Source organism: Mycobacterium timonense (genome assembly GCF_025821985.1).
Lineage (GTDB): Bacteria > Actinomycetota > Actinomycetes > Mycobacteriales > Mycobacteriaceae > Mycobacterium > Mycobacterium avium.
The window spans coordinates 59,390-80,129 of the sequence record NZ_JACKSY010000008.1; the positions used below are offsets into that span (position 1 = coordinate 59,390).

Below are 20,740 nucleotides of genomic sequence, written 5' to 3' on the forward strand. Positions count from 1 at the left end.
CGCGGGCTACCAGGTGCTGGTGCGCAGAATGATCTCGGCGGCCAGTTGCGCCGTCGACTCCTGCACCGTGCGCCGCCCCAGGTGCACCACCCGGTAGTCGGCGTAGACGTACTGCTGGCTGGCTTGGGCCACCGCCCGGGCGGCCGGCGAGCTGACCAACACCGTGGTGCCGATCTCCACCGGCGGGCAGTGCCCGTCGCGGATGGCGCCGTCGCGGTCGGCGGCCCGCGGGTGCCCGCGGTCGATCACCACCAGGCCGACGAACCGGCCCAGCCGGGTCGCCGTCAGTTCCCAGGCGAGTTCGCCGCCGGCGCGGTCACCCATCACGACGGCCCAGCCGATGCCCAGCGCGTCGAGGATGCCGATCACCGATTTGGGGGTGAGCCGCGGATCGAAGCCGATCACCACCGTGCGCAGCGACGCGGTGTGCAGCCGTTCGCAGACCGCGTCGTAGGCCGCGGGCGCGCGATCCTCGTCACCGAGGATGACGACGACGACGCCGTTCTCCGGACCGGCCACAACGACCGGGACACCGAACCCGTCCAGGGTGGTCATCATCGAGGACACCCAAGCACGCTACAGCCAAACGGCCTGTGTGCGCGACGCTTCTCGAGCATCCGATACGCGGGCGCGGATTTTTGACCGCGTCGTCAACAACGGCGTTCACCGTCGGGGTGCGCGAATTCCCTACCGGCACAACCGAGTTGCCAGCCGCGGCCGCGGCGGCGGACCGTCCAGCAGCCCGAGCACGGCGTCGACGTCGAGGTGGGCCGCCAGCAGGTCGGCGGCCAGATCGAGTTGGGCGTCGCGCCGCGCGGCGACGTCGGTGTCGCCGGGCACGAAGCGCCGGCCGGCCGCTTCGGCGACCCGGACGAGCCAGGCGCGCCGGAAGTCGTCGTTGTCGAGCAGGCCGTGCCAGTGCGTCCCGAACACCGCGCCGCGCACCAGACCCTGCGGCTCGGCGTCCGAGTCGAACCAGCTGTGCTCGGCGCAGCGGGAGACCCGCCCGTGGTGGATCTCGTAGCCGGCCAGCGGCCGCTGCCAGCGGCGCAACGTCTTGGTGGGATGAAAGGCGATGTCGGCGTCCAGCAGACCCAGCCCGGCCACCTCGCCGGCGCCGGATTCCACCCGGTCGTCGATGCGCCGGCACAGCATCTGAAATCCCCCGCAGATGCCCAGCACCGGCCTGCCGGCGGCGGCGTGCGCGGTGATCGCGTCGGCCAGTCCGCGCTCGCGCACCCAGGACAGGTCGGCGACGGTGGCCTTGCTGCCCGGGATGACGACCAGGTCGGCGTCGGCGACGTCGGACGGTTCGCTGACCCAGCGCACCAGCACCCCGGGTTCGCAGGCCAGCGCTTCGACGTCGGTGGAGTTGGAGATCCGGGGCAGCCGGACGGCGGCCACCCGCAGCCAGTCGTCGCCCAGCGGCGGGTCGGGCGCGCCGACGACGCGGTGCGCCAGCACCGACAGCGAGTCCTCGGCGTCCAGCCACAGCCCGTCGGCGTACGGGAGCACACCGTAGGTGGGCCGGCCCGTGATGTCGTGCAGGCGGCGCAATCCGGGCTGCAGCAGCGCGGGGTCGCCGCGGAATTTGTTGACGACGAACCCGGCGATCAGCGCCTGATCTTGCGGATCGAGCACCGCGACCGTGCCGAACAGGTGCGCCAGCAGACCGCCGCGGTCGATGTCGCCGACCAGGATCACCGCGAGATCGGCGGCCCTGGCCAGGCCCATATTGGCCAGATCCGTTGCACGCAGGTTGATTTCGGCCGGCGAACCCGCCCCCTCGCAGATCACCGCATCGAATTCGTCACGCAGGCAAGTCAATTCGTTCAGAACGAGGGCGGCGAGCCGGTCGCGGTGCTGCACATAGCTTGTCGCGGTGACCGATTCGGCCACTTGGCCCTTGATCACCAGCTGCGAGGTGCGGTCGCTGCCAGGTTTGAGCAGGACCGGGTTGAACCGCACGCTGGGTTCCAGGCCCGCCGCGCGGGCCTGAATCGCCTGGGCGCGGCCGATTTCCCCACCCTCGACGGTGACCGCCGAGTTGTTGGACATGTTCTGCGCCTTGAACGGCGCCACCCGCACCCCGCGGCGGGCCAGCAACCGGCACAGGCCGGCCACCACCACCGACTTCCCGGCGTCGGAGCTGGTGCCGGCGACCAGCAGGGCTCCGCTCACCGGCTCACGGCAGCGTCAGGATTTCCACGCCGGTGTCGGTGACCAGCAGGGTGTGTTCGAACTGGGCGGTCCACTTGCGGTCCTTGGTGACCACCGTCCAGCCGTCGTCCCAGATCTCGTAGTCCAGGCCGCCGAGGTTGATCATCGGTTCGATGGTGAACGTCATGCCCGGCTGCATAATGGTCGACACCGACGGCTGGTCGTAGTGCAAGACGACCAGGCCGTTGTGGAAGGTGGTGCCGATACCGTGCCCGGTGAAGTCGCGAACCACGTTGTAGCCGAACCGATTTGCATACGATTCGATGACGCGGCCGATGACCGACAGGGCGCGCCCGGGCTTGACGGCGTTGATGGCGCGCATGGTCGCCTCCCGGGTGCGCTCGACGAGCAGCCGGTGCTCCTCGGCGACGTCGCCGGCCAGGAAGGTGGCGTTGGTGTCGCCGTGCACGCCGTCGATGTAGGCGGTGACGTCGATGTTGACGATGTCGCCGTCCTCGATCACCGTCGAGTCCGGGATGCCGTGGCAGATCACCTCGTTCAGCGACGTGCAGCACGACTTCGGATAGCCCTTGTAGCCCAGCGTGGACGGGTAGGCGCCGTGGTCGATCATGTACTCGTGGGCGATCCGGTCCAGTTCGTCGGTGGTCACCCCGGGCGCGACGGCCTTGCCCGCCTCCACCAGCGCGCCGGCCGCGATCCGCCCGGCGACCCGCATCTTCTCGATCACCTCGGGGGTTTGCACCCACGGCTCGCTGCCCTCCCGGGCGGTGGGCTTGCCCACGTATTCCGGGCGCGGAATGCGGGCGGGCACCGGCAGAGTCGGCGACAACTCTCCGGGGGACAGCGCGGTGCGAGCGGGCATGGTAGCTAGCTTAACCGCGCCCCGACCGGGCTCAGCCGCTCAACCGCCGGCGCAGCAGCGAGCGGCGGGGTCCCCGGATGACCACCGAGCCGCACACCACCCGCCCGGTCAGCACGACGTGCGGGCGGCCCTCACCGGGCGCGTCCTTGCGGCGGTCGACGGCGCTGCCCACATACACCTCGACGTCGTCGATGGAGGCGCTGGCGCCGTCGGGCAACCGGATCTGCACCGAGCCGAACCGCATGTCCAGTTCGATCACCACCACCGGGCCGGCGAACCGGGCGCGGGTGAGGTCAAGTTCCACCGAGCCCAGCCGGCGCACCAGCGCCAGCCGGGTGGGCACCGTTCACTCGCCGTGCCGCTTGAGCGAACCCGCCCAGCCGCGCAGTTCCACCCGGTCGGCCGCGGAGGTGACGATGGCGCCCGGCCCGGGCAGGTCGCCGACCAGGCCGTCCAGCTCGCCGCGGGTGCGCGCATAGGAGACCTGCGACGAGCGCTGCTCGAATTCGTCGATGTCGATCAGCCCCAGCGCGACCGCGTTGTGCAGCCGGCGCATGGTGCCGTTGCGGTCGGCGTCGGAGACCCGTAGCGCGACCATCTCTTCCCCGGACTCGCCCACGCTTGCAATTTACCGCCGCATGCGCCCTGTGAGCGGGCGTGTTGGTCAGGCCAAAAAGTCCGGCGGCAGCGACTCGAACATCACCTTGGTCATCCGGACCGCGTATTCCGAGCTGCCGCCCCCGACGATCAGCGCCGCGAAGGCCAGGTCGCCGCGGTAGCCGGCGAACCACGAGTGCGACCCGCCGGGGAACTCGGCCTCACCGGTCTTGCCGTACACCGCGCCGCAGCCGGCGATCTCCTTGGCGGTCCCGTTGGTGACCACCAGCCGCATCATCGGCCGCAGCGCGTCGACCATCTTCGGGCTGATCGGGGTGGTGTCGCCCTGGACCGCGGTCTGCCGGCCCACGATCAGCTGCGGCACCGGCGTCTTGCCGGCGGCCACCGTCGCGGCCACCAGCGCCATGCCGAACGGGCTGGCCAGCACCTTGCCCTGGCCGAAGCCGTCCTCGGTGCGCTCGGCCAGGTCCACGGTCGGCGGCACCGAGCCGGTGACCGTGGTGATGCCGTCGATCTGGTAGTCGAGGCCGATGCCGTACCGGGTGGCCGCCTGGGTCAGGCCGCGCGGCGGCATCTTGCTGCTGAGCTCGGCGAAGGTGGTGTTGCAGGAGCTGGCGAACGCCCGCGACATCGGCACCACGCCCAGATCGAAGCCGCCGTAGTTGGGGATGGTGCGATGCCCGATGTCGAGATGGCCGGGGCAGCCCAGCATGGTGTTGGGGGTGGCCATGTCGCGGTCGACGGCCGCGCCGGCGGTGATCATCTTGAACGTCGACCCGGGCGGGAAGAGCCCGTTGGTGGCCGGCAGGCCGTCGGCGTCGGCGCCGCCGTTCTGCGCGATCGCCAGGATCTCCCCGGTCGACGGCTTGATCACCACGATCATCGCCTTGCCGCCGCGGGTGTCCACCGCGTGCTGGGCCGCGTTCTGCACCGCCCGGTCGATGGTGAGCGACACCGACGGCGCCGGCGACCCCTCCACCTCGTGCAGCACCTCCACCTCGACACCGTTCTGGTTGACGCTGACCACCCGCCAGCCCGCCTGGCCGTCGAGCTGGTCGATCACCGCCTTCTTCACCGCGGCGACGACGGCCGGCGCGAAATGCGGGTCGGTGGGCAGCATTTCGGGCTGCGGGGTGACCACGATGCCGGGCAGCCTGCCGATGGCCGGGAAGACCTTGTCGTTGTCGTCGGGGTGCAGCGTGACCAGGTCCACCGGCTGGGTCGACGAGCTGGCCTGCTCGGCGAGCAGCTGCGGGTCGGCGAGCGCGCCGTTGAACGGGCGCAGCACGTCGACCACCGCGTGCGCGGTGCCGAACAGCGCGGCGCCGTTGCCGGCCTGGGTGGCGTCCAGCGTGTAGTGGTACAGGTAGCCCGGCACCAGCACGTCGCTGCCGCCGAGTTCGTTGACCGAGGCGCGGCGCGGCCGGTCCGCGCGCAACGCGAAGGTCTGGTGCTCGCCGAGCTTGGCGTGCAGCGCGGTGGTGGTCCAGCGCACCTCCCAGCGGCCCTCGTCGCGCGCCATCTTCAGCTGGCCGTCGTAGGTCCAGGTGCGGTTCTTGGGCAGGTGCCAGGTGAAGCGATAGCCGACCGTGCCGGTGTCCTCGGCGTACTTGGCGTTGAGGATCTGCGCGTCCAGGTGGCTGGCCTGCAGACCCGACCAGGCCGCGTTGAGGGCTTCGCGGGCCTCGTTGGGGTTGTCGCTGAGCTGGGCGGCCGTCGCGGTGTCTCCGACGGCCAGGGCGCGGAAGAACTTCTCCGCGGCCGGTCCGGGCCCGTCGGGCCGCGGTGTGCATCCGGACAGGGCGATCACCGCGACCAGCAGCAAGCCCGAGGCGGATGTGGCCACTGTTCTTGTAGTTACCATCGGTGCTGATGTTAAGAACTGCGGCCTGAACAGCGGCGTCGACACACCGAGACCGGATCGTGATGTGCCGATTGCGGACTATCTCGTCCGCCGAACGTCACGCCAGCGTGGCGATGATCGCCGAGCGTCACGCCAGCGTGACTTCGGCCCGGGGTCCATCAGTCGAGCAGGACCGTGGCGAAGGTGCCGATCTCGGCGAAGCCGACGCGGGCGTAGGCGGCGCGCGCGACGGTGTTGAAGTCGTTGACGTAGAGGCTGGCGGTGCGCCCGCTGCCGACGATCACCGCGGCCACCGTCGCGGTGCCGGCGGTGCCCAGGCCCAGGCCGCGCCACTCCGGGTGCACCCACACCCCCTGGATCTGGCCCACCCCCGGCGACTGCGAGCCGACCTCGGCCTTGAACACCACCTGGCCGTGCTCGAACCGCGCCCAGGCACGCCCGGCGGTGATCAGGCTGGCCACCCGCCGGCGGTAGCCGCGGCCGCCGTCGCCGATGCGCGGATCCACGCCGACCTCGCCGATGAACATGTCGACGGCGGCCACCAGATAGGCGTCCAGCTCCTCGGGCCGGACCTGGCGCACCGCGGTGTCGATGTCGCAGCTGGGATAGCTGGACAGCGCCAGCAGCGGCTGGCGGTCCCGCACGTCACGGGCCGGGCCCCAGGCCGCTTCCAGCCGCTCCCACATCGGCATCACCAGGTCGGCGCGGCCCACCAGCGACGAGCAGCGCCGCGCCCCGCGCATGGCCTCGTCGGCGAACGCGGTCAAATCACCCGGCGCGCCGCGCAGCGGGACCAGGTTGGCGCCGGCGAAGCACAGCGACTCGTCGGCGCCGCGCAGCGTCCACAGTTCGCCGCCGATCGCGTTGGGGTCGATACCGTGGTCGGCCACCCGGGCCGCCACCATGCACGAGGCGACCGGATCGTCGTCGAGCACCCGCCACACCGCGGCCGCGTCGCGCACCACGGACACCCGTCGCTCGCCGACAAGGCGGAACAGGGGTGGAGCCGACATGCTGCGAACTCTCTGTGCTGCAAACTCGTGGACCGACGCTGGCCCTTATCAGCTTACGGTGACAACCGGTGAACCGCTGGATGTTGCCTCCGGCCCGCCCTCACTGTTCATCTGCGCGGCGATGCGCATGGCCTCTTCGATCAGCGTCTCCACGATCTGGGATTCGGGCACCGTCTTGATCACCTCGCCGCGAACGAAGATCTGCCCCTTGCCATTTCCCGACGCGACGCCCAGGTCGGCCTCGCGGGCCTCGCCCGGCCCGTTGACCACGCAGCCCATCACCGCGACCCGCAGCGGCACGTCCAGGCCGTCCAGGCCGGCGCTGACCTCGTTGGCCAGCGTGTAGACGTCGACCTGGGCGCGCCCGCACGACGGGCAGGACACGATCTCGAGCGAACGCGGCCGCAGGTTCAGCGACTCCAGGATCTGGATGCCGACCTTGACCTCCTCGACCGGCGGCGCCGACAGCGACACCCGGATGGTGTCGCCGATACCGCGCGACAGCAGCGCACCGAATGCGACCGCGGACTTGATGGTGCCCTGAAACGCGGGCCCGGCCTCGGTGACGCCCAGGTGCAGCGGGTAGTCGCACTGCTCGGCGAGTTGCTCGTAGGCGGCCACCATCACCACGGGGTCGTTGTGCTTGACGCTGATCTTGATGTCGGAAAAGCCGTGCTCCTCGAACAGCGAGGCCTCCCACAGCGCGGACTCGACCAGCGCCTCGGGGGTGGCCTTGCCGTACTTGGCCATGAACCGCTTGTCCAGCGAGCCCGCGTTGACGCCGATGCGGATCGGAATGCCCGCTGCCGCAGCGGCTTTGGCGACCTCGCCCACCCGGCCGTCGAATTCCTTGATGTTGCCGGGGTTCACCCGCACCGCGGCGCAGCCGGCGTCGATGGCCGCGAAGATGTACTTGGGCTGGAAGTGGATGTCGGCGATCACCGGGATCTGGCTGTGCCGGGCGATCTCGGCCAGCGCGTCGGCGTCCTCCTGGCGCGGGCAGGCCACCCGGACGATGTCGCAGCCGGCCGCGGTCAGCTCGGCGATCTGCTGCAGCGTCGAGTTCACGTCGTGGGTCTTGGTGGTGCACATCGACTGCACCGAGATCGGATAGTCGCTGCCGACCCCGACGTCGCGCACCATCAGTTGGCGCGTGCGGCGCCGGGGCGCAAGCGTGGGCGCCGGGGTCTGCGGCATGCCCAGGCCTGTCGTCACGTTCGTTCCTTCACGTCGATTACCGGAGTCGATTACTGGAAGAGCCTGATCGGGTTGACCAGGTCCGCGGTCACCGTCAGCAACATGTAGCCCACCACGAACACCAGCACGACGTAGGTCGCCGGCATGAGTTTGAGGTAGTTCACCGGCGCCGCGGCGACCATGCCGCGGGCCGACCGGATCAGGTTGCGGACCTTCTCGAACACCGCGATGGCGATGTGCCCGCCGTCGAAGGGCAGCAGCGGCACCAGGTTGATCGCGCCCAGGATGAGGTTCAGCTGGGCCAAAAAGAACCAGAACGCCACCCACAGCCCGTGGTCGACGGTGTCGCCGCCGATGATGCTGGCCCCGACCACGCTCATCGGGGTCTGCGGGTCGCGCTGGCCACCGCCGATGGCGTGCACCAGCGCCCCCACCTTGGTGGGGATGGTGACCAGCGCCTTGCCCACCTCGACGGTCAGGTCGCCGGCGAACACCACGCTGGCCGGGATCGCGGAGAACACGCCGTAGTGGGCGGGCGCGACCTTGACCGCGCCGACGCCGATGGCGCCGACAGTCGAGGGTTGCGGCGGGGCGCCCTGCGGGCCGGACCCGCCGCTCAGGTAGCGCTGGGTGGGTGTGACGTCGACGTAGGCGGTGATGGCGGTGCCGTCCCGGTCGACGACGATCGGGACGTTGCCGTGCACCTTGCGGATGGCGGCGGCCATGTCGTCGAACGTCGACACCGGGGTGTCGCCCACCTTGACGATGACGTCGCCGGGGCGGATCCCGGCCAGCGCCGCCGGACCGGGCCCGGTGCAGTCGGCGAGCTTGCCCGGCGCCACTTCCGGTGCCACACAAGCGGTTTCGCCGACGATCGCCTTGGTCGGCGGGTGCAGGTTGGGCAGTCCCCAGATCAGGGCGATGGCGTAGAGCAGCACCAGGCAGATGACGAAGTTCGCGCCGGGGCCGGCGAACAGCACCGCGACCCGTTTCCAGGTGGCCTGCTTGAACATGGCCCGGTCGGCTTCGTCGGGCGCCAGCTCCTCCACCGAGGTCATCCCGGCGATGTCGCAGAAACCGCCCAGCGGAACGGCTTTGAGGCCGTATTCGGTCTCGCCGCGCCGCGTCGACCACAGCGTGGGGCCGAAGCCGACGAAATAGCGGCGCACCTTCATGCCGGTGGCGCGCGCCACCCACATGTGCCCGCACTCGTGCAGGGCCACCGAGATCAGGATGGCCAGTGCGAACAGCACAATGCCGATGACGAACATCATTAGGCTGCGAGGACCTTTCTCACACCACTCCGGGGGTTTTCGCTGACACCGTGGCGGGCCGTGCCTGTGCGACGGCACGCTGCGCCTGCTGCCGTGCCCAGCGCTGCGCGTCTAGTACGTCATCCACGTTAGCGGGTGTTTCGCTGAATTTGGGCGCCCATTGGTCGGCCGCGTGCAGCACGTCGGCGATGGTTTCGACGATGGCGCCGAAGGAGACCCGTCCGGCCAGGAACGCCGCGGCCGCCTCCTCGTTGGCGGCGTTGTAGATCGCGGTCATGCAGCCGCCGGCCTGCCCGGCGTGGCGGGCCAGCTCGACGGCGGGGAAGACCTCGTTGTCCAGCGGCTCGAATTCCCAGCTCGACGCGGTGGAGAAGTCGCAGCAGGCGGCCGCCCCGGGCACCCGGTGCGGCCAGCCCAGGGCCAGCGAGATCGGCAGCCGCATGTCCGGCGGGCTGGCCTGGGCCAGGGTGGAGCCGTCGACGAAGGTGACCATCGAATGAACGATCGACTGCGGGTGCACGACCACCTCGATGCGGTCATACGGGATGCCGAACAGCAGGTGGGTTTCGATGAGCTCCAGGCCCTTGTTGACCAGCGACGCCGAGTTCAGCGTGTTCATCGGCCCCATCGACCAGGTCGGGTGGGCGCCCGCCTGCTCGGGCGTGACGTGCTCGAGCTCCTCGGCCGTCCAGCCGCGGAACGGGCCGCCGGAGGCGGTCAGCACCAGCTTGGCGACCTCGTCGCCGGTGCCGCCGCGCAGGCACTGGGCCAGCGCGGAATGCTCGGAGTCGACCGGCACGATCTGCCCGGGCGCGGCGGCCGCGAGCACCAGCGGCCCGCCGGCGATCAGCGACTCCTTGTTGGCCAGCGCCAGCCGGGCTCCCGACTCCAGCGCGGCCAGCGTGGGCCGCAGCCCCAGCGCCCCGACCAGCGCGTTGAGCACGACGTCGGCCTCGGTCTCCTCGACCAGCCGGGTCGCCGCCTCGGGCCCGCAGAACGGGATGTCGCCGGCCCGCCGGGCGGCGTGTTCGTCGGCGACGGCGACGTTGGTCACACCCGTCTCGGCCCGCTGCCGCAGCAGCGTGTCCAGGTTGGCGCCCCCGGCGGCCAGGCCGACGACCTCGAAGCGGTCCGGGTTGGCCGCGATCACCTGCAGCGCCTGGGTGCCGATCGAGCCGGTGCTGCCCAGCACCAGTACGCGCAGGCGGCCGCGCGGCTGCCCGTCGCTCGTCGGGTTGGTCACCCATTCATTGTGCCGCCCGCCACCGGCGCGGGCCATGATGCGGCCGTGCCCCGCGAGCCCGGCCGGCCGTTGTGCCAGAATCTGGGTTCGACAAGCCGATCCGATCCGAAGGGGATTCGCCGTGGCCAGTACCGAGGTCGAGCACTTCACCGGCGTCGACACCGTCGAGGTGCCGTCGGCGGCGTGGGGATGGAGCCGGATCAACCACCGGACCTGGCACGTCGTCGGCCTGATCATCTTCGGGCTGCTGCTGGCCATGCTGCGCGGCAACCACGTCGGCCACATCGAGAACTGGTTTCTGATCGGATTCGCGACGCTGGTCCTCGTGGTGCTGATCCGCGACCTGTGGGGCCGCCGCCGCGGCTGGATCAGGTAGCCGGTCGGCCCGCCGCCCGCGCCGCCGGGCGCGGCCGAACCGCACCGCCGCCAGCGCGAGCAGCGCCAGCGCCCACGGCCAGAGCCCGTGCCGATGCACCCAGCCGGCCAACGCACCCTGCAGCCGCCCGGCCGCGCCGATCACCGCGTCCCGCGGGTCGCCGCCGGCGCCGAACAGGCGCACCTCGTAGCCGCCGTAATAGGCCACGTACAGCCCGACCAGCACCAGCACCGCGCCGCTGATCCGGTCGACGAACGGCACCATCCGCCGCAGCCGGTCGGCCGTCGCCGCGCCGGCCGTCGCCGCGGCGACGGCCAGCACCCCCACCACCAGCGTCAGGCCCGCGACGTAGCCGAGGTAGACCGCGGCGCCGGTCAGCAGCGAGCCACTGCGCAGGCCGGCCGCGGTGACCGCCAGAAATGGCCCGACGGTGCAGGACAGCGAGGCGATCGCGTAGCTGATGCCGTAGCCGTACATCGAGCCGAGCCGCGCGGTGGGCGCCCACAGCGGCCCGACCGGCCGGGGCGTCAGCGCCGACAGCGACCGCCCGGCGAGCAGCCAGCCGCCGAGCGCCACCAGCAGCACCCCGACGACCACGGTGGCGTAGGGCAGCCACCGCTGCACCGCCCCGGCCGCCGACACGGTCAGCGCGCCGAACAGCCCGAACACCGTCAGGAAGCCGAGCGCCATGCCGGCGCTGGCCGCCAGGGCCCGACCCGCCGCGGCCACACCCGGCGCCCGCGCTCCCGCGCCGCGCACCACCAGCAGCAGATAGGCGGGCAGCATCGCGAACCCGCACGGGTTCAGCGCCGCCACCATGCCGGCGGCAACCGCCAGCCCGACCAGACCGCGGTCCACGTCAGCGCAGCGCCGCCACCCGGGCGGCCAGTTCGTCCTGGGGCATCGCCGAGGTGGGGTTGTTGACGAAGGTGGAGCTGCCGTCCGCCCGGTAGAACACGTACGCGGGCTGCCAGGGCACGCCGTAGCGGGCCCAGATCGCTCCGTCGGCGTCGTTGAGCGTGGTGAAGTTCAGGTTGTATTTGGAGACGAAGTTGGCCATGGCGCCGACGTCGGAGTGGGCGGCGACGCCGACGAAGGTGACGCCCGGGTTGGCGGCGGCCACCCGGCTCACGCCCGGGGCCTCGGCGTTGCAGTACGGGCACCACGGCGTCCAGAACCACAGCACGGCGGGCTTGCCCTGCAGACTGGCGCCGTTGAACGGCGCGCCGCTGAGCGTGGTCGCGGTGAATTGCAGGCGGTCGTCGGTGGCCGCCGCGCGCGGCGCGTCGCCCAGCCCGAGTAGCAGGGCGACGGCGAAAGCGGTTGCGGCCAAAAGCCTGCAGACAAATGACAAACGGGACATGCCCTGAAGACGCACCGCGCGCCTCCCGGGTTCACCGCCCGGCCCCGCCTGCTATCCCTTCTCGAAGGCCAGCTACCCGCCTTCGGCGGCCAGCTGTCCGCAGGCCCAGGCCCGATCGCCTGCGCTCCAGCTACCCGCCTTCGGCGGCCAGCTGTCCGCAGGCGGCGCTGATCTCGCGGCCGCGGGTGTCGCGCACCGTGCAGGACACCCCGGCGGCGCGCACCCGCCGGACGAACTCCCGCTCGACCGGCTTGGGACTGGCGTCCCACTGGCTGCCCGGCGTCGGGTTGAGCGGTATCAGGTTCACGTGCACCAGCGGCCCGAGCGCGCGATGCAGCCGCCGCCCCAACAGATCGGCGCGCCATGGCTGATCGTTGACATCGCGGATCAACGCGTACTCCACCGACACCCGACGGCCGGTGACGTCGGCGTAATACCGGGCGGCGTCGAGCGCCTCGGCGATCTTCCACCGGTTGTTGACCGGCACCAGCGTGTCGCGCAGCTCGTCGTCGGGGGCGTGCAGCGACAACGCCAGCGTCACCCCGAGCCGTTCGTCGGCGAGTTTGCGGATCGCCGGCGCCAGCCCCACCGTCGACACCGTCACCGAACGGGCCGAGATGCCGAAACCCTGCGGCGGCGCGGCGACGATGCGCCGCACCGCGGCCACCACCCGCGCGTAGTTGGCCAGCGGCTCCCCCATGCCCATGAACACCACGTTGGACAGGCGGTCACCGAAGTCGTCGCGCAGCGCCGCCGCGCCGGCGCGCACCTGCTCGAGGATCTCGGCCGTCGACAGGTTGCGGCTCAGCCCGCCCTGGCCGGTCGCGCAGAACGGGCAGGCCATGCCGCAGCCGGCCTGCGACGAGATGCACACCGTATTGCGCTGCGGGTAGCGCATCAGCACCGACTCCACGGTGACCCCATCCAGGGCCCGCCACAACGTCTTTCGGGTCTGGCCGGCATCGCAGGTCACCTCGGAGGCCGCGGTGAGCAGGATCGGGAACATGGTGTCGGCGATCGCGTCGCGCAGCCCGGCCGGCAGATCGGTCATCTGCCGCGGATCGGCGATCAGCCGGCCGTAGTACTGATGCGCCAGCTGCTTGGCCCGAAACGCCGGCAGGCCCAGCTCGGCGACGGCGGAGGCGCGGCCGTCGGCGTCGAGATCGGCCAGGTGCCGCGGCGGCTTACCGGGGCGCGGCTCGGAGAACACCAGTTGTTGAACCATGACCCGTCCAGTATCGGTCATCGCCGGGGCCGGCCTACGGAACGAGCGTCAGCACCGTCCAGGCGGCGACCGCCGACGGCAGCACACCGTCCAGCCGGTCCATCAGGCCGCCGTGGCCGGGCAGCAGCCGGCCCATGTCCTTGATGCCCAGGTCACGCTTGACCTGCGACTCCACCAGGTCGCCGAGGGTGCAGGTGAACACCAGCACCACCCCCAGCAGCGCGCCCACCCACGGCGCCTTGCCGGCCAGAAAAGTCGCCGCCAGGGTGGCCGCGGTGATACCCAGCACCAGCGAGCCGGCCAGGCCCTCCCAGGATTTCTTGGGGCTGATCGCCGGGACCATCGGATGCTTGCCGAACAGCACGCCCACGGCGTAGCCGCCGACGTCGGAGGCCACCACGGTGATCATCAGGCAGAACACCCGCCCGGCACCGTCGGCGGGATAGACCAGCAGGGCGGCGAAGGAGGCGAACAACGGCACCCAGCAGGCCAGGAAGACGGTGGCCGACGCGTCGCGCAGGTAGTTCGCCGAGGGCGAACCGGCGAACGGCTCGGGGCGCTTGCGGTTGTCCTGCATGAACAACCGCCAGAACAGGCAGGCCACCACGGTGACGCCGAAGCCGGCCAACGCGCCGGCGGCGTGGAACGGCCAGGTCAGCCACACCGTGAGCTGGCCGCCGGCCAGCAACGGAATGACCGGGATGACGTATCCGGCCTCGCGCAGCCGGCGGACCACCTCATGGCTGGCGACCAGGATGGCCATCGCGACGATCGGCACCCAGAAGCGGGGCGCGAACACCAGCGTGACGATGAGCACGGCGCCGATACCGGCGCCCACCGCGATGGCGGCCCGCAGGTCACGTCCGGCCCGGGAGGTTTTCTTCTTGGCCCGCTGCCCGGCCGCGCCCTCGGTCGTGTTCTCGACGGCATGCTCCGGCTCGTCGCCTGCACCGGGATCTGAGGTAGCCACGGACCTGAATCAACTTCGCTGCCGGATGGTCGCTAGACCTCCAGCAGCTCGCCTTCTTTGTGCTTGACCAGCTCGTCGATTTGGGTGATGTACTGATGGGTGGTCTTGTCCAGGTCCTTTTCGGCCCGCCCGACCTCGTCCTCGCCGGCCTCGCCGTCCTTGCGGATGCGGTGCAGCTCCTCCATCGCCTTGCGGCGGATGTTGCGCACCGACACCTTGGCATCCTCCCCCTTGCTCTTGGCCTGCTTCACCAGCTCGCGGCGGCGCTCCTCGGTCAGCTGGGGCACCGCCACCCGGATCAGGGTGCCGTCGTTGGTGGGGTTGACGCCCAGGTCGGAGTTGCGGATGGCCGTCTCGATCGCCCCGACCTGACTGGCCTCGTAGGGCTTGATCACCACCAGCCGCGCCTCGGGCACGTTGATGCTGGCCAGCTGGGTGATGGGGGTGGCCGCGCCGTAATAGTCGATCACGATCCGGGAGAACATGCCCGGGTTGGCGCGGCCGGTCCGGATGGTCGACAAGTCGTCACGGGCAACCGCTACGGCCTTCTCCATCTTCTCTTCCGCGTCGAAGAGAGCCTCGTCAATCATCTGCGCCGCTCCTCCTCATCGCTACGCTCTGCATCGTCGCCGCCGCGGATCATCTGCGCCGCTCCTCCTCATCGCTACGCTCTGCATCGTCGCCGCCGCGGATCATCTGCGCCGCTCCTCCTCAGGTGGTGACCAGCGTCCCGATCTTCTCACCGGCGACCGCGCGGGCGATATTGCCATTGGTCAGCAGATTGAACACCAGGATCGGCATGCCATTGTCCATGCACAGGCTGAACGCCGTCGCATCGGCCACGCGCAGCCCGCGGTCGATGACCTCGCGGTGGCTGATCGCGGTGATCAGCTCGGCCTCGGGATATTGCCGGGGATCCGCGGAGAACACGCCGTCGACGGCCTTGGCCATCAGCACCACCTCGGCGCCGATCTCCAGCGCCCGCTGCGCGGCCGTGGTGTCGGTGGAGAAGTAAGGCAGGCCCATGCCGGCCCCGAAGATCACCACCCGTCCCTTCTCCAGGTGGCGCACCGCGCGCAACGGCAGATAGGGCTCGGCCACCTGGCCCATCGTGATCGCGGTCTGCACCCGGGTGACGATGCCTTCCTTCTCCAGGAAGTCTTGCAGCGCCAGGCTGTTCATCACCGTGCCCAGCATGCCCATGTAATCCGAACGGGTGCGCTCCATGCCGCGCTGCTGAAGCTGAGCGCCGCGGAAGAAGTTGCCGCCACCGATCACCACCGCCACCTGGACGCCGCCGCGGACCACCTCGGCGATCTGCCGGGCCACCTGCGCGACGACGTCGGGATCCAAACCGACCTGCCCGCCACCGAACATCTCGCCGCCCAGCTTGAGCAGCACTCGCGAATACCGGGCCCGGCTCGACGGCTGGCCGGAAGCCAGTCCGTTCGCCGGCTCTGGCCTCGGAGCCGCCGAGCCGGCGACGTGGGGCTCCCTGGACTCCGTCATCAGACTCCTCGCATGAGAGTGCCATCCCGGGACGAGTCTCTCCGGAACGGCATTTCACATCCTGCCTCATCGCAGCACAACGCGGCCTCGCCGGGGTGCATTATGCGCACAGTTGGCCTGCCCGACCGATTTTCGAGTCTCTCGGTACCGGATTGCGGCGGCGCGCCGGTGCGCGTTTGAGGGCTCGGTGGCGGGGGAATCCGCCAGGACGCGGCGGAAATACGCGGTCTTGAGCAACGAGGACCTGCCTCGCCGTATGACCGGATCGATCGCTCGCGATCGTCGTTCGAGCGTGCATCGCTCGCAGTACGCCAAGAGGAGGAACGGTTCCATGGCGGAAGAAAACAAGTCGGGACCCGCGGAAGCGGTGAAGGGCGTCGTCGAGGACGTCAAAGGAAAGGCCAAGGAGGCCGTGGGCGCGGTGGCCGGTCGTGACGACCTGACCCGGGAGGGCCAGGCGCAGCAGGACAAGGCCGAAGCGCAGCGCGACGCGGCGAAGAAGGAAGCCGAGGCCGAGGCCGCCCGCGGCGGCGCCGAGGCCGCCGAGGAGCGCCAGAGGGCCAACCAGTAGCTCGCTGGAAAAGATGGGTCCGGTCCGTGAAAATGGGCCGGGCCCATCGCTTTTCTGGGATCGCCTGCATAGTTTCCGGCGGGGCGGGTATCCAGTACGGCGCTGTCAGACATCTCCCGCAGAGGTGCCTACGGACCGGGGGAAGCGAGAACCTCACGAGGTTTGGAGATGTCGTTGGACGTGGTGGTCCTCACCAACGAGGACGATTTCGAATCGGCGCTACCCGATCTGAGCAGATTCGCCCGCCCGGCACGCCGCGCCGCGCTTAGCACCGACGGCGACGGGCAATTCGGCCCCGCGGATGTGGCGATCATCGACGCGCGCAGCAACGTGGCCGCCGCCCAGGCGGTGAGCCACCGGCTGACGGCCGATCATCCGGCGACCGCGGTGGTGGCGCTGGTCGCCCCGGCCGATTGCGCGGCGGTGGACGTCGACTGCAATTTCGACGACGTGATGCTGCCCGGCACCTGCGCCGAGGAGTTGCAGGCGCGGCTGCGGCTGGCCATCGGGCGCCGCCGCGGCGGCCTGGACGGCACCCTGAAATTCGGCGATCTGTTGCTGCACCCGGCCAGCTTCACCGCGTCGCTGGACGGCCGGGAACTGAACCTGACCCTGACCGAGTTCAAACTCCTGAATTTCCTTGTGCAGCATGCCGGTCAGGCGTTCACGCGGACCCGGCTGATGCAGCAGGCGTGGGGCTATGAGGGCAACGGGCGGGCCCGCACCGTCGACGTGCACATCCGGCGGCTGCGCGCCAAGCTGGGCACCCGGCACCAGTCGCTGGTCGGCACGGTCCGCGGAGTCGGCTATCGGGTGCCGACGCCACCGCAGCCGGAATGGATCGTTGGGCACCAGAAGCCGTGAGCGGCAACGCTTTTCGATGAGGATCAGCCGAAGACCGGGAATGCCCGCCGGCGCGCCAGCGCGTCCATTCCCTGCTGGATCGAGTCCTGCACCTCCCGGTATTTGCGCTCGACGTATTCGTCGTCCTGCACCCGCGCGGGATCGTTGTCGAGTTCGACGGGGGGCATGAACCGCGTCCGGATCTTGGCCGGCAGCGGCAGCTGAGGCAGCGCGGCCGGTGCGATCCCCCAGGGCAGCGAGATCGCCAACGGGAACACCTTGAGCCGCAGTAAACGGTCCAGCCGCAAGGCTTTCGAGAGCCGGTCGCCGCGAATCAGCACCGGCATGGCGTCGGCGCCGCCGACGGTGGCGATGGGCACGATGGGCACGCCGGCGCGGATCGCCATCTTGACGAACCCGGTCCGCCCGGCCAGGTTGGCGCGGTCCCGCTCGGTCCACGGCCGCAGCGAGTCCACTTCCCCACCGGGCCACAGCGCCACGTCACGCCCCTCCGCCAGCGCGGTGGCGATCGCGTCCGGGGCCGCCGGAAGGACCCCCATCGAGCGGAAGTAGCGCCCGAACAACGGGATTGCCATCAATGCGTCGTGGGCGGTGCCGTGCAGCGGGCGGTCCGGCCCGAACCGGCGCCACCACTGCAGGCCGACGGTCCAGGCGTCCCAGACGAACGGCGCCCCGGAGTGCACCCCGACCAGCAACGCCGGCGGTGTGTCCGGAATGTTCTCCCACCCGTCGATCTCCATCCGAAACCAGTAGTCCACCAGCGCATTCCACAGATACTTCTGCCGCTGCAGGGTGTCCTCGTCCTGGCCGGACAGATCCCATCGGGCCGCCCGCTCGGCGACCCATCCGCTCAGCCCGCCGCGTTGGCCGTTGCGTCGCTCCTGCATGGCCGCCCGGGTTTCGGCGGCGTGGCGCTGCGCCTGGGCGCGCACCTGCGTCGGTCTGTGATCGGGGTTACTCATGAATTCCGGATACCCGATTCGCGCCCGCACGATTCCCGCACCGCAAAACTCCCCGCACCATTGCGGTGCGGGGAGTTCTTCGACGGTTCGACGGTTTACGTGTGCGCCGCCGGCGCGGGCGGGGCGCCCGGCGCCGGGCTGTTCGGCGCACCCGGTGCGGGGCTGTTCGGCGCGCCGGGCGCGGAGCTGGGCACGTTGGAGGTCCACATCAGGACGTCCTGCATGCCGTCGTTGTAGACCACGCCGTTGGGCGGCGCGCCGGTCACGTCGAAGTACAGCGTCCCGGTCGACTCGGTGCCCTGCGGGATCGGCGCGGGGCTCAGGCCGTTGGGCACCGCCACGTTGTCGATCACCCGGTAGTTCTGGCCGTTGGGGCCGCGGGCGATGAAGTCGTGGACCATCGGGGTGACCACCCCACCGTCCGAGCGGACGCTGACGTCGGCCTGGTAGAGCGTGCCTTTCGGGGTGTAACCCGGAATGCTGACGTTGCTGGGCTGCAGATTGCTCACCGTGTAGTCGGTGACCAGCGGCCCGTCCACCAGCTGCTCGCTGACGCCGAACCCCTGGATGTTGGGCGCGGCGGCGGCCGGCGTCGCCGCGAACACGCTCGCCGCCGCGATACCCCCGGCAGCGGCGGCTGTCAGCACGGCGTTCTTGGTGACCTTCATTGTTCATTTCCTTTCGTCTCGAACAATTGCCCCCCGGAAGGGCCTTTCGCAGATAATCCGGCAAATAGCCAACAAATCTTCGACTTAAACACCGGCGCCCCGAATCAACCGCCCAACCGGCGCAAACGCGGACAAATGGCATTACTTACCCGACGACATCTTCGGCCTCAGCTCATAACAGCCGTCTCAGCACTCACACCGGCAACCGCGCTCCGGGTGCGATTAGGCGCTGCCCCGCCGGGTAGTCGTCGCCAAGGGCGTCCGCCCGCCCGGAAGGACGCGAGTCGAGATATCCGCGAAGGGAGCAGTCGGGTGCAACGCGGCAACTCCAAGCACAGTTCACGCCAAGACGACGAGCTCAAGCACGAATTGGACGGCACCGTCCGGGGTAACCGGACCAGCCGCAGCGAGGAATGGCGCGATCCGGAACCGCCGGCCGACGACGACCCGGACGTGCCGACCGCCGGCCCCAGCCGGCGCGAATCCTGAAGCGGCACATGGCCGCCGAGGCAATGGACGACGAATTTTCGAGCAGCTGAGGAAATCCGATGGGCTTTGTGGCGCAACAACAATCCGTCCCGGGCGTGCAGGCGAAGATGGAACCAATTCCGGACTGTGGTGAAAACAGTTACCGGGGTTCGGGAAAACTGCTCGGCAAAAAGGCGATCATCACCGGCGGCGACAGCGGCATCGGCAGGGCGGTGGCGATCGCCTACGCCCGCGAGGGCGCCGACGTGCTGATCGCCTACCTCAACGAGGACGACGACGCGCGCGACGTGGCCCGCCACGTCACCGACGCCGACCGCAAATGCGTGCTGGTGCCCGGCGACCTGTCCGATCCCGCCCACTGCCGGGCGGTGGTGGACCGCGCGGTGCGGGAGCTGGGCGGGGTGGACATCCTGGTCAACAACGCCGCCTATCAAATGATGCACAAGAACCTCGACGAGATCAGCGACGAGGAGTGGGACTACACCTTCCGGCTCAACGTCGGCGCTTATTTCTACCTGACCAAGGCCGTGCTGCCGCATCTGCGCGCCGGCTCGTCGATCATCGGCAGCTCCTCGGTGAACTCCGATACGCCCAATCCCACCCTGGCGCCCTACGCGGCCACCAAGGCGGCCATCGCCAACTTCTCGGCCAGCCTGGCCCAGCTGCTGTGAGACAAGGGAATTCGGGTCAACAGCGTGGCGCCGGGGCCGATCTGGACACCGCTGATCCCGTCCACCATGCCGCCGGACAGCGTGGAGTCGTTCGGCGACAACGTGCCGCTGGGCCGCGCCGGGCAGCCGGCCGAACTGGCGCCCATCTACGTGCTGCTGGCCTCCGACGAGGCGAGCTACATCTCCGGGGCGCGGGTCGCCGTCACCGGCGGACGGCCCATCCTCTAGCGCCAAAGGCATTGGGCCGCTTGACGTTGCCCACCGGCCGGGCGGCTAAACCGGTGAAAACACCAGAGCCGCCGCTGGTTTGGCGTGCGGTCAGCGGGCCCGCGCCCGGCGGTTGTGCTTCTTGATCGCGTCGACCAACTCGGACTTGGTCATCGTCGAGCGGCCCCGGACATCGAGTCGGCGGGCCACGTCCAGCAGGTGCTTCTTGCTCGCGTTGGCGTCGACGCCCTCGGCCGACGCACCGGACGCCCGCGGGCCACCGCTGCGGGCCCGCGGGTCGGAGGGACCCTTCTTCGCCTTGGGCTCCCAGTGGTCGCCGACCTTCTCGAAACTGTGTTTGACCGCCGAGTAGGCCACCCGGTGCGCGCGTTCCTCGCTGCCGTACTCCTGCGCGGCCGCGTCATGGGCTTTGGCGAACGTCCGCTGCGCCTTGGCGCTGGAACGTTGCAGGGTGCTGGGCAATTCGCCCTTCTTGGGCGCGCCGCCCTTGGTCGTCTTGGGCATCGGACCTCCTCGTGTGCCACCCGACTGGTTACCGCCGGACGGTTACCCCGTTGCGGGGCCGGCAATCACGCCGCCGAACACCCGCACC

20 protein-coding genes and 3 pseudogenes are annotated in these 20,740 nt (G+C 70.3%); 5 read left to right on the forward strand and 18 right to left on the reverse strand.

What is annotated here, in order from left to right; genetic code table 11:
- Window positions 1-6: 6 nt before the first annotated feature.
- From H7I87_RS01415 to dxr, 9 genes and pseudogenes are all read right to left on the reverse strand, one after another.
- Window positions 7-558 carry an alpha/beta hydrolase gene (locus H7I87_RS01415; RefSeq protein ID WP_003875119.1) on the reverse strand — a complete coding sequence of 184 codons (552 nt, stop codon included), beginning with the start codon at window positions 556-558 and terminating at the stop codon, window positions 7-9.
- 129 nt (window positions 559-687) lie between these two features.
- Window positions 688-2,181 carry a cobyric acid synthase gene (locus H7I87_RS01420; RefSeq protein ID WP_011725641.1) on the reverse strand — a complete coding sequence of 498 codons (1,494 nt, stop codon included), beginning with the start codon at window positions 2,179-2,181 and terminating at the stop codon, window positions 688-690.
- A gap of 4 nt (window positions 2,182-2,185) precedes the next feature.
- Window positions 2,186-3,043, reverse strand: a complete 858-nt coding sequence (map, locus tag H7I87_RS01425) for a type I methionyl aminopeptidase (RefSeq protein ID WP_009978087.1) — start codon at window positions 3,041-3,043, stop codon at window positions 2,186-2,188.
- A gap of 31 nt (window positions 3,044-3,074) precedes the next feature.
- Window positions 3,075-3,641: pseudogene (locus H7I87_RS01430) on the reverse strand (DUF1707 SHOCT-like domain-containing protein).
- 66 nt (window positions 3,642-3,707) lie between these two features.
- Complete coding sequence (locus H7I87_RS01435; protein WP_003878697.1) at window positions 3,708-5,525, reverse strand: penicillin-binding transpeptidase domain-containing protein; 1,818 nt, start codon at window positions 5,523-5,525, stop codon at window positions 3,708-3,710.
- Window positions 5,526-5,683: 158 nt separating this feature from the next.
- The gene (locus H7I87_RS01440) at window positions 5,684-6,538 is read right to left on the reverse strand and encodes a GNAT family N-acetyltransferase (RefSeq protein WP_023861092.1); all 855 of its coding nucleotides are present in this window, start codon (window positions 6,536-6,538) and stop codon (window positions 5,684-5,686) included.
- 48 nt (window positions 6,539-6,586) lie between these two features.
- The gene (gene ispG / locus H7I87_RS01445) at window positions 6,587-7,753 is read right to left on the reverse strand and encodes a flavodoxin-dependent (E)-4-hydroxy-3-methylbut-2-enyl-diphosphate synthase (protein ID WP_003875113.1); all 1,167 of its coding nucleotides are present in this window, start codon (window positions 7,751-7,753) and stop codon (window positions 6,587-6,589) included.
- 32 nt (window positions 7,754-7,785) lie between these two features.
- On the reverse strand, window positions 7,786-9,009 hold the full coding sequence (locus H7I87_RS01450; protein ID WP_009978095.1) for a M50 family metallopeptidase: 1,224 nt from the start codon (window positions 9,007-9,009) through the stop codon (window positions 7,786-7,788).
- Between the two features lie 19 nt (window positions 9,010-9,028).
- Window positions 9,029-10,252 (reverse strand): 1-deoxy-D-xylulose-5-phosphate reductoisomerase, encoded by a 1,224-nt coding sequence (gene dxr, locus H7I87_RS01455; protein ID WP_011725644.1) that lies wholly within the window; start codon window positions 10,250-10,252, stop codon window positions 9,029-9,031.
- A 121-nt stretch (window positions 10,253-10,373) separates the two neighbouring features.
- Between dxr and H7I87_RS01460 the strand changes: the two genes are divergently transcribed.
- Window positions 10,374-10,628, forward strand: a complete 255-nt coding sequence (locus H7I87_RS01460) for a DUF2631 domain-containing protein (RefSeq protein WP_016705993.1) — start codon at window positions 10,374-10,376, stop codon at window positions 10,626-10,628.
- 9 nt (window positions 10,629-10,637) lie between these two features.
- On the opposite strand, the pseudogene H7I87_RS01465 reads toward H7I87_RS01460, so the two are convergent.
- From H7I87_RS01465 to pyrH, 6 genes and pseudogenes are all read right to left on the reverse strand, one after another.
- A pseudogene (locus H7I87_RS01465) lies at window positions 10,638-11,447 on the reverse strand (cytochrome c biogenesis CcdA family protein); the annotation flags it as partial.
- Window positions 11,448-11,487: 40 nt separating this feature from the next.
- A complete protein-coding gene (gene dsbE, locus H7I87_RS01470; protein ID WP_033711947.1) occupies window positions 11,488-11,991 on the reverse strand; it encodes a disulfide bond-forming protein DsbE in 504 nt (167 codons plus the stop codon).
- A gap of 130 nt (window positions 11,992-12,121) precedes the next feature.
- Complete coding sequence (gene rlmN / locus H7I87_RS01475; RefSeq protein WP_023865167.1) at window positions 12,122-13,216, reverse strand: dual-specificity RNA methyltransferase RlmN; 1,095 nt, start codon at window positions 13,214-13,216, stop codon at window positions 12,122-12,124.
- A 34-nt stretch (window positions 13,217-13,250) separates the two neighbouring features.
- Window positions 13,251-14,072 (reverse strand): phosphatidate cytidylyltransferase, encoded by an 822-nt coding sequence (locus tag H7I87_RS01480; protein ID WP_050595261.1) that lies wholly within the window; start codon window positions 14,070-14,072, stop codon window positions 13,251-13,253.
- 146 nt (window positions 14,073-14,218) lie between these two features.
- Window positions 14,219-14,776 carry a ribosome recycling factor gene (gene frr, locus H7I87_RS01485; RefSeq protein ID WP_003875106.1) on the reverse strand — a complete coding sequence of 186 codons (558 nt, stop codon included), beginning with the start codon at window positions 14,774-14,776 and terminating at the stop codon, window positions 14,219-14,221.
- A gap of 121 nt (window positions 14,777-14,897) precedes the next feature.
- Complete coding sequence (gene pyrH / locus H7I87_RS01490) at window positions 14,898-15,695, reverse strand: UMP kinase (protein WP_003875105.1); 798 nt, start codon at window positions 15,693-15,695, stop codon at window positions 14,898-14,900.
- Window positions 15,696-16,026: 331 nt separating this feature from the next.
- On the opposite strand from pyrH, the gene mbp1 reads away from it, so the two are divergent.
- Together mbp1 and H7I87_RS01500 are read left to right on the forward strand one after the other, a co-directional pair.
- A complete protein-coding gene (gene mbp1 / locus H7I87_RS01495; RefSeq protein ID WP_003875104.1) occupies window positions 16,027-16,266 on the forward strand; it encodes a microaggregate-binding protein 1 in 240 nt (79 codons plus the stop codon).
- A 168-nt stretch (window positions 16,267-16,434) separates the two neighbouring features.
- A complete protein-coding gene (locus tag H7I87_RS01500) occupies window positions 16,435-17,130 on the forward strand; it encodes a winged helix family transcriptional regulator (protein ID WP_009978105.1) in 696 nt (231 codons plus the stop codon).
- Window positions 17,131-17,153: 23 nt separating this feature from the next.
- On the opposite strand, the gene H7I87_RS01505 is transcribed toward H7I87_RS01500, so the two are convergent.
- Entirely contained in the window at window positions 17,154-18,092 is a 939-nt protein-coding gene (locus H7I87_RS01505; protein ID WP_033711950.1) for a lysophospholipid acyltransferase family protein, read from the reverse strand.
- Window positions 18,093-18,187: 95 nt separating this feature from the next.
- Window positions 18,188-18,760, reverse strand: a complete 573-nt coding sequence (locus tag H7I87_RS01510; protein ID WP_019732352.1) for an MPT63 family protein — start codon at window positions 18,758-18,760, stop codon at window positions 18,188-18,190.
- A gap of 312 nt (window positions 18,761-19,072) precedes the next feature.
- Here H7I87_RS01510 and H7I87_RS01515 point away from each other — a divergent pair, with 312 nt between their 5' ends.
- Both H7I87_RS01515 and H7I87_RS01520 read left to right on the forward strand, forming a co-directional pair.
- Complete coding sequence (locus tag H7I87_RS01515) at window positions 19,073-19,249, forward strand: hypothetical protein (protein ID WP_003875100.1); 177 nt, start codon at window positions 19,073-19,075, stop codon at window positions 19,247-19,249.
- 59 nt (window positions 19,250-19,308) lie between these two features.
- Window positions 19,309-20,148 (forward strand): annotated as a pseudogene (locus tag H7I87_RS01520) (SDR family oxidoreductase).
- Between the two features lie 90 nt (window positions 20,149-20,238).
- On the opposite strand, the gene H7I87_RS01525 reads toward H7I87_RS01520, so the two are convergent.
- Window positions 20,239-20,652, reverse strand: coding sequence for a ChaB family protein (locus H7I87_RS01525; protein WP_011725648.1), 414 nt, complete (start codon window positions 20,650-20,652; stop codon window positions 20,239-20,241).
- Window positions 20,653-20,740: the final 88 nt, after the last annotated feature.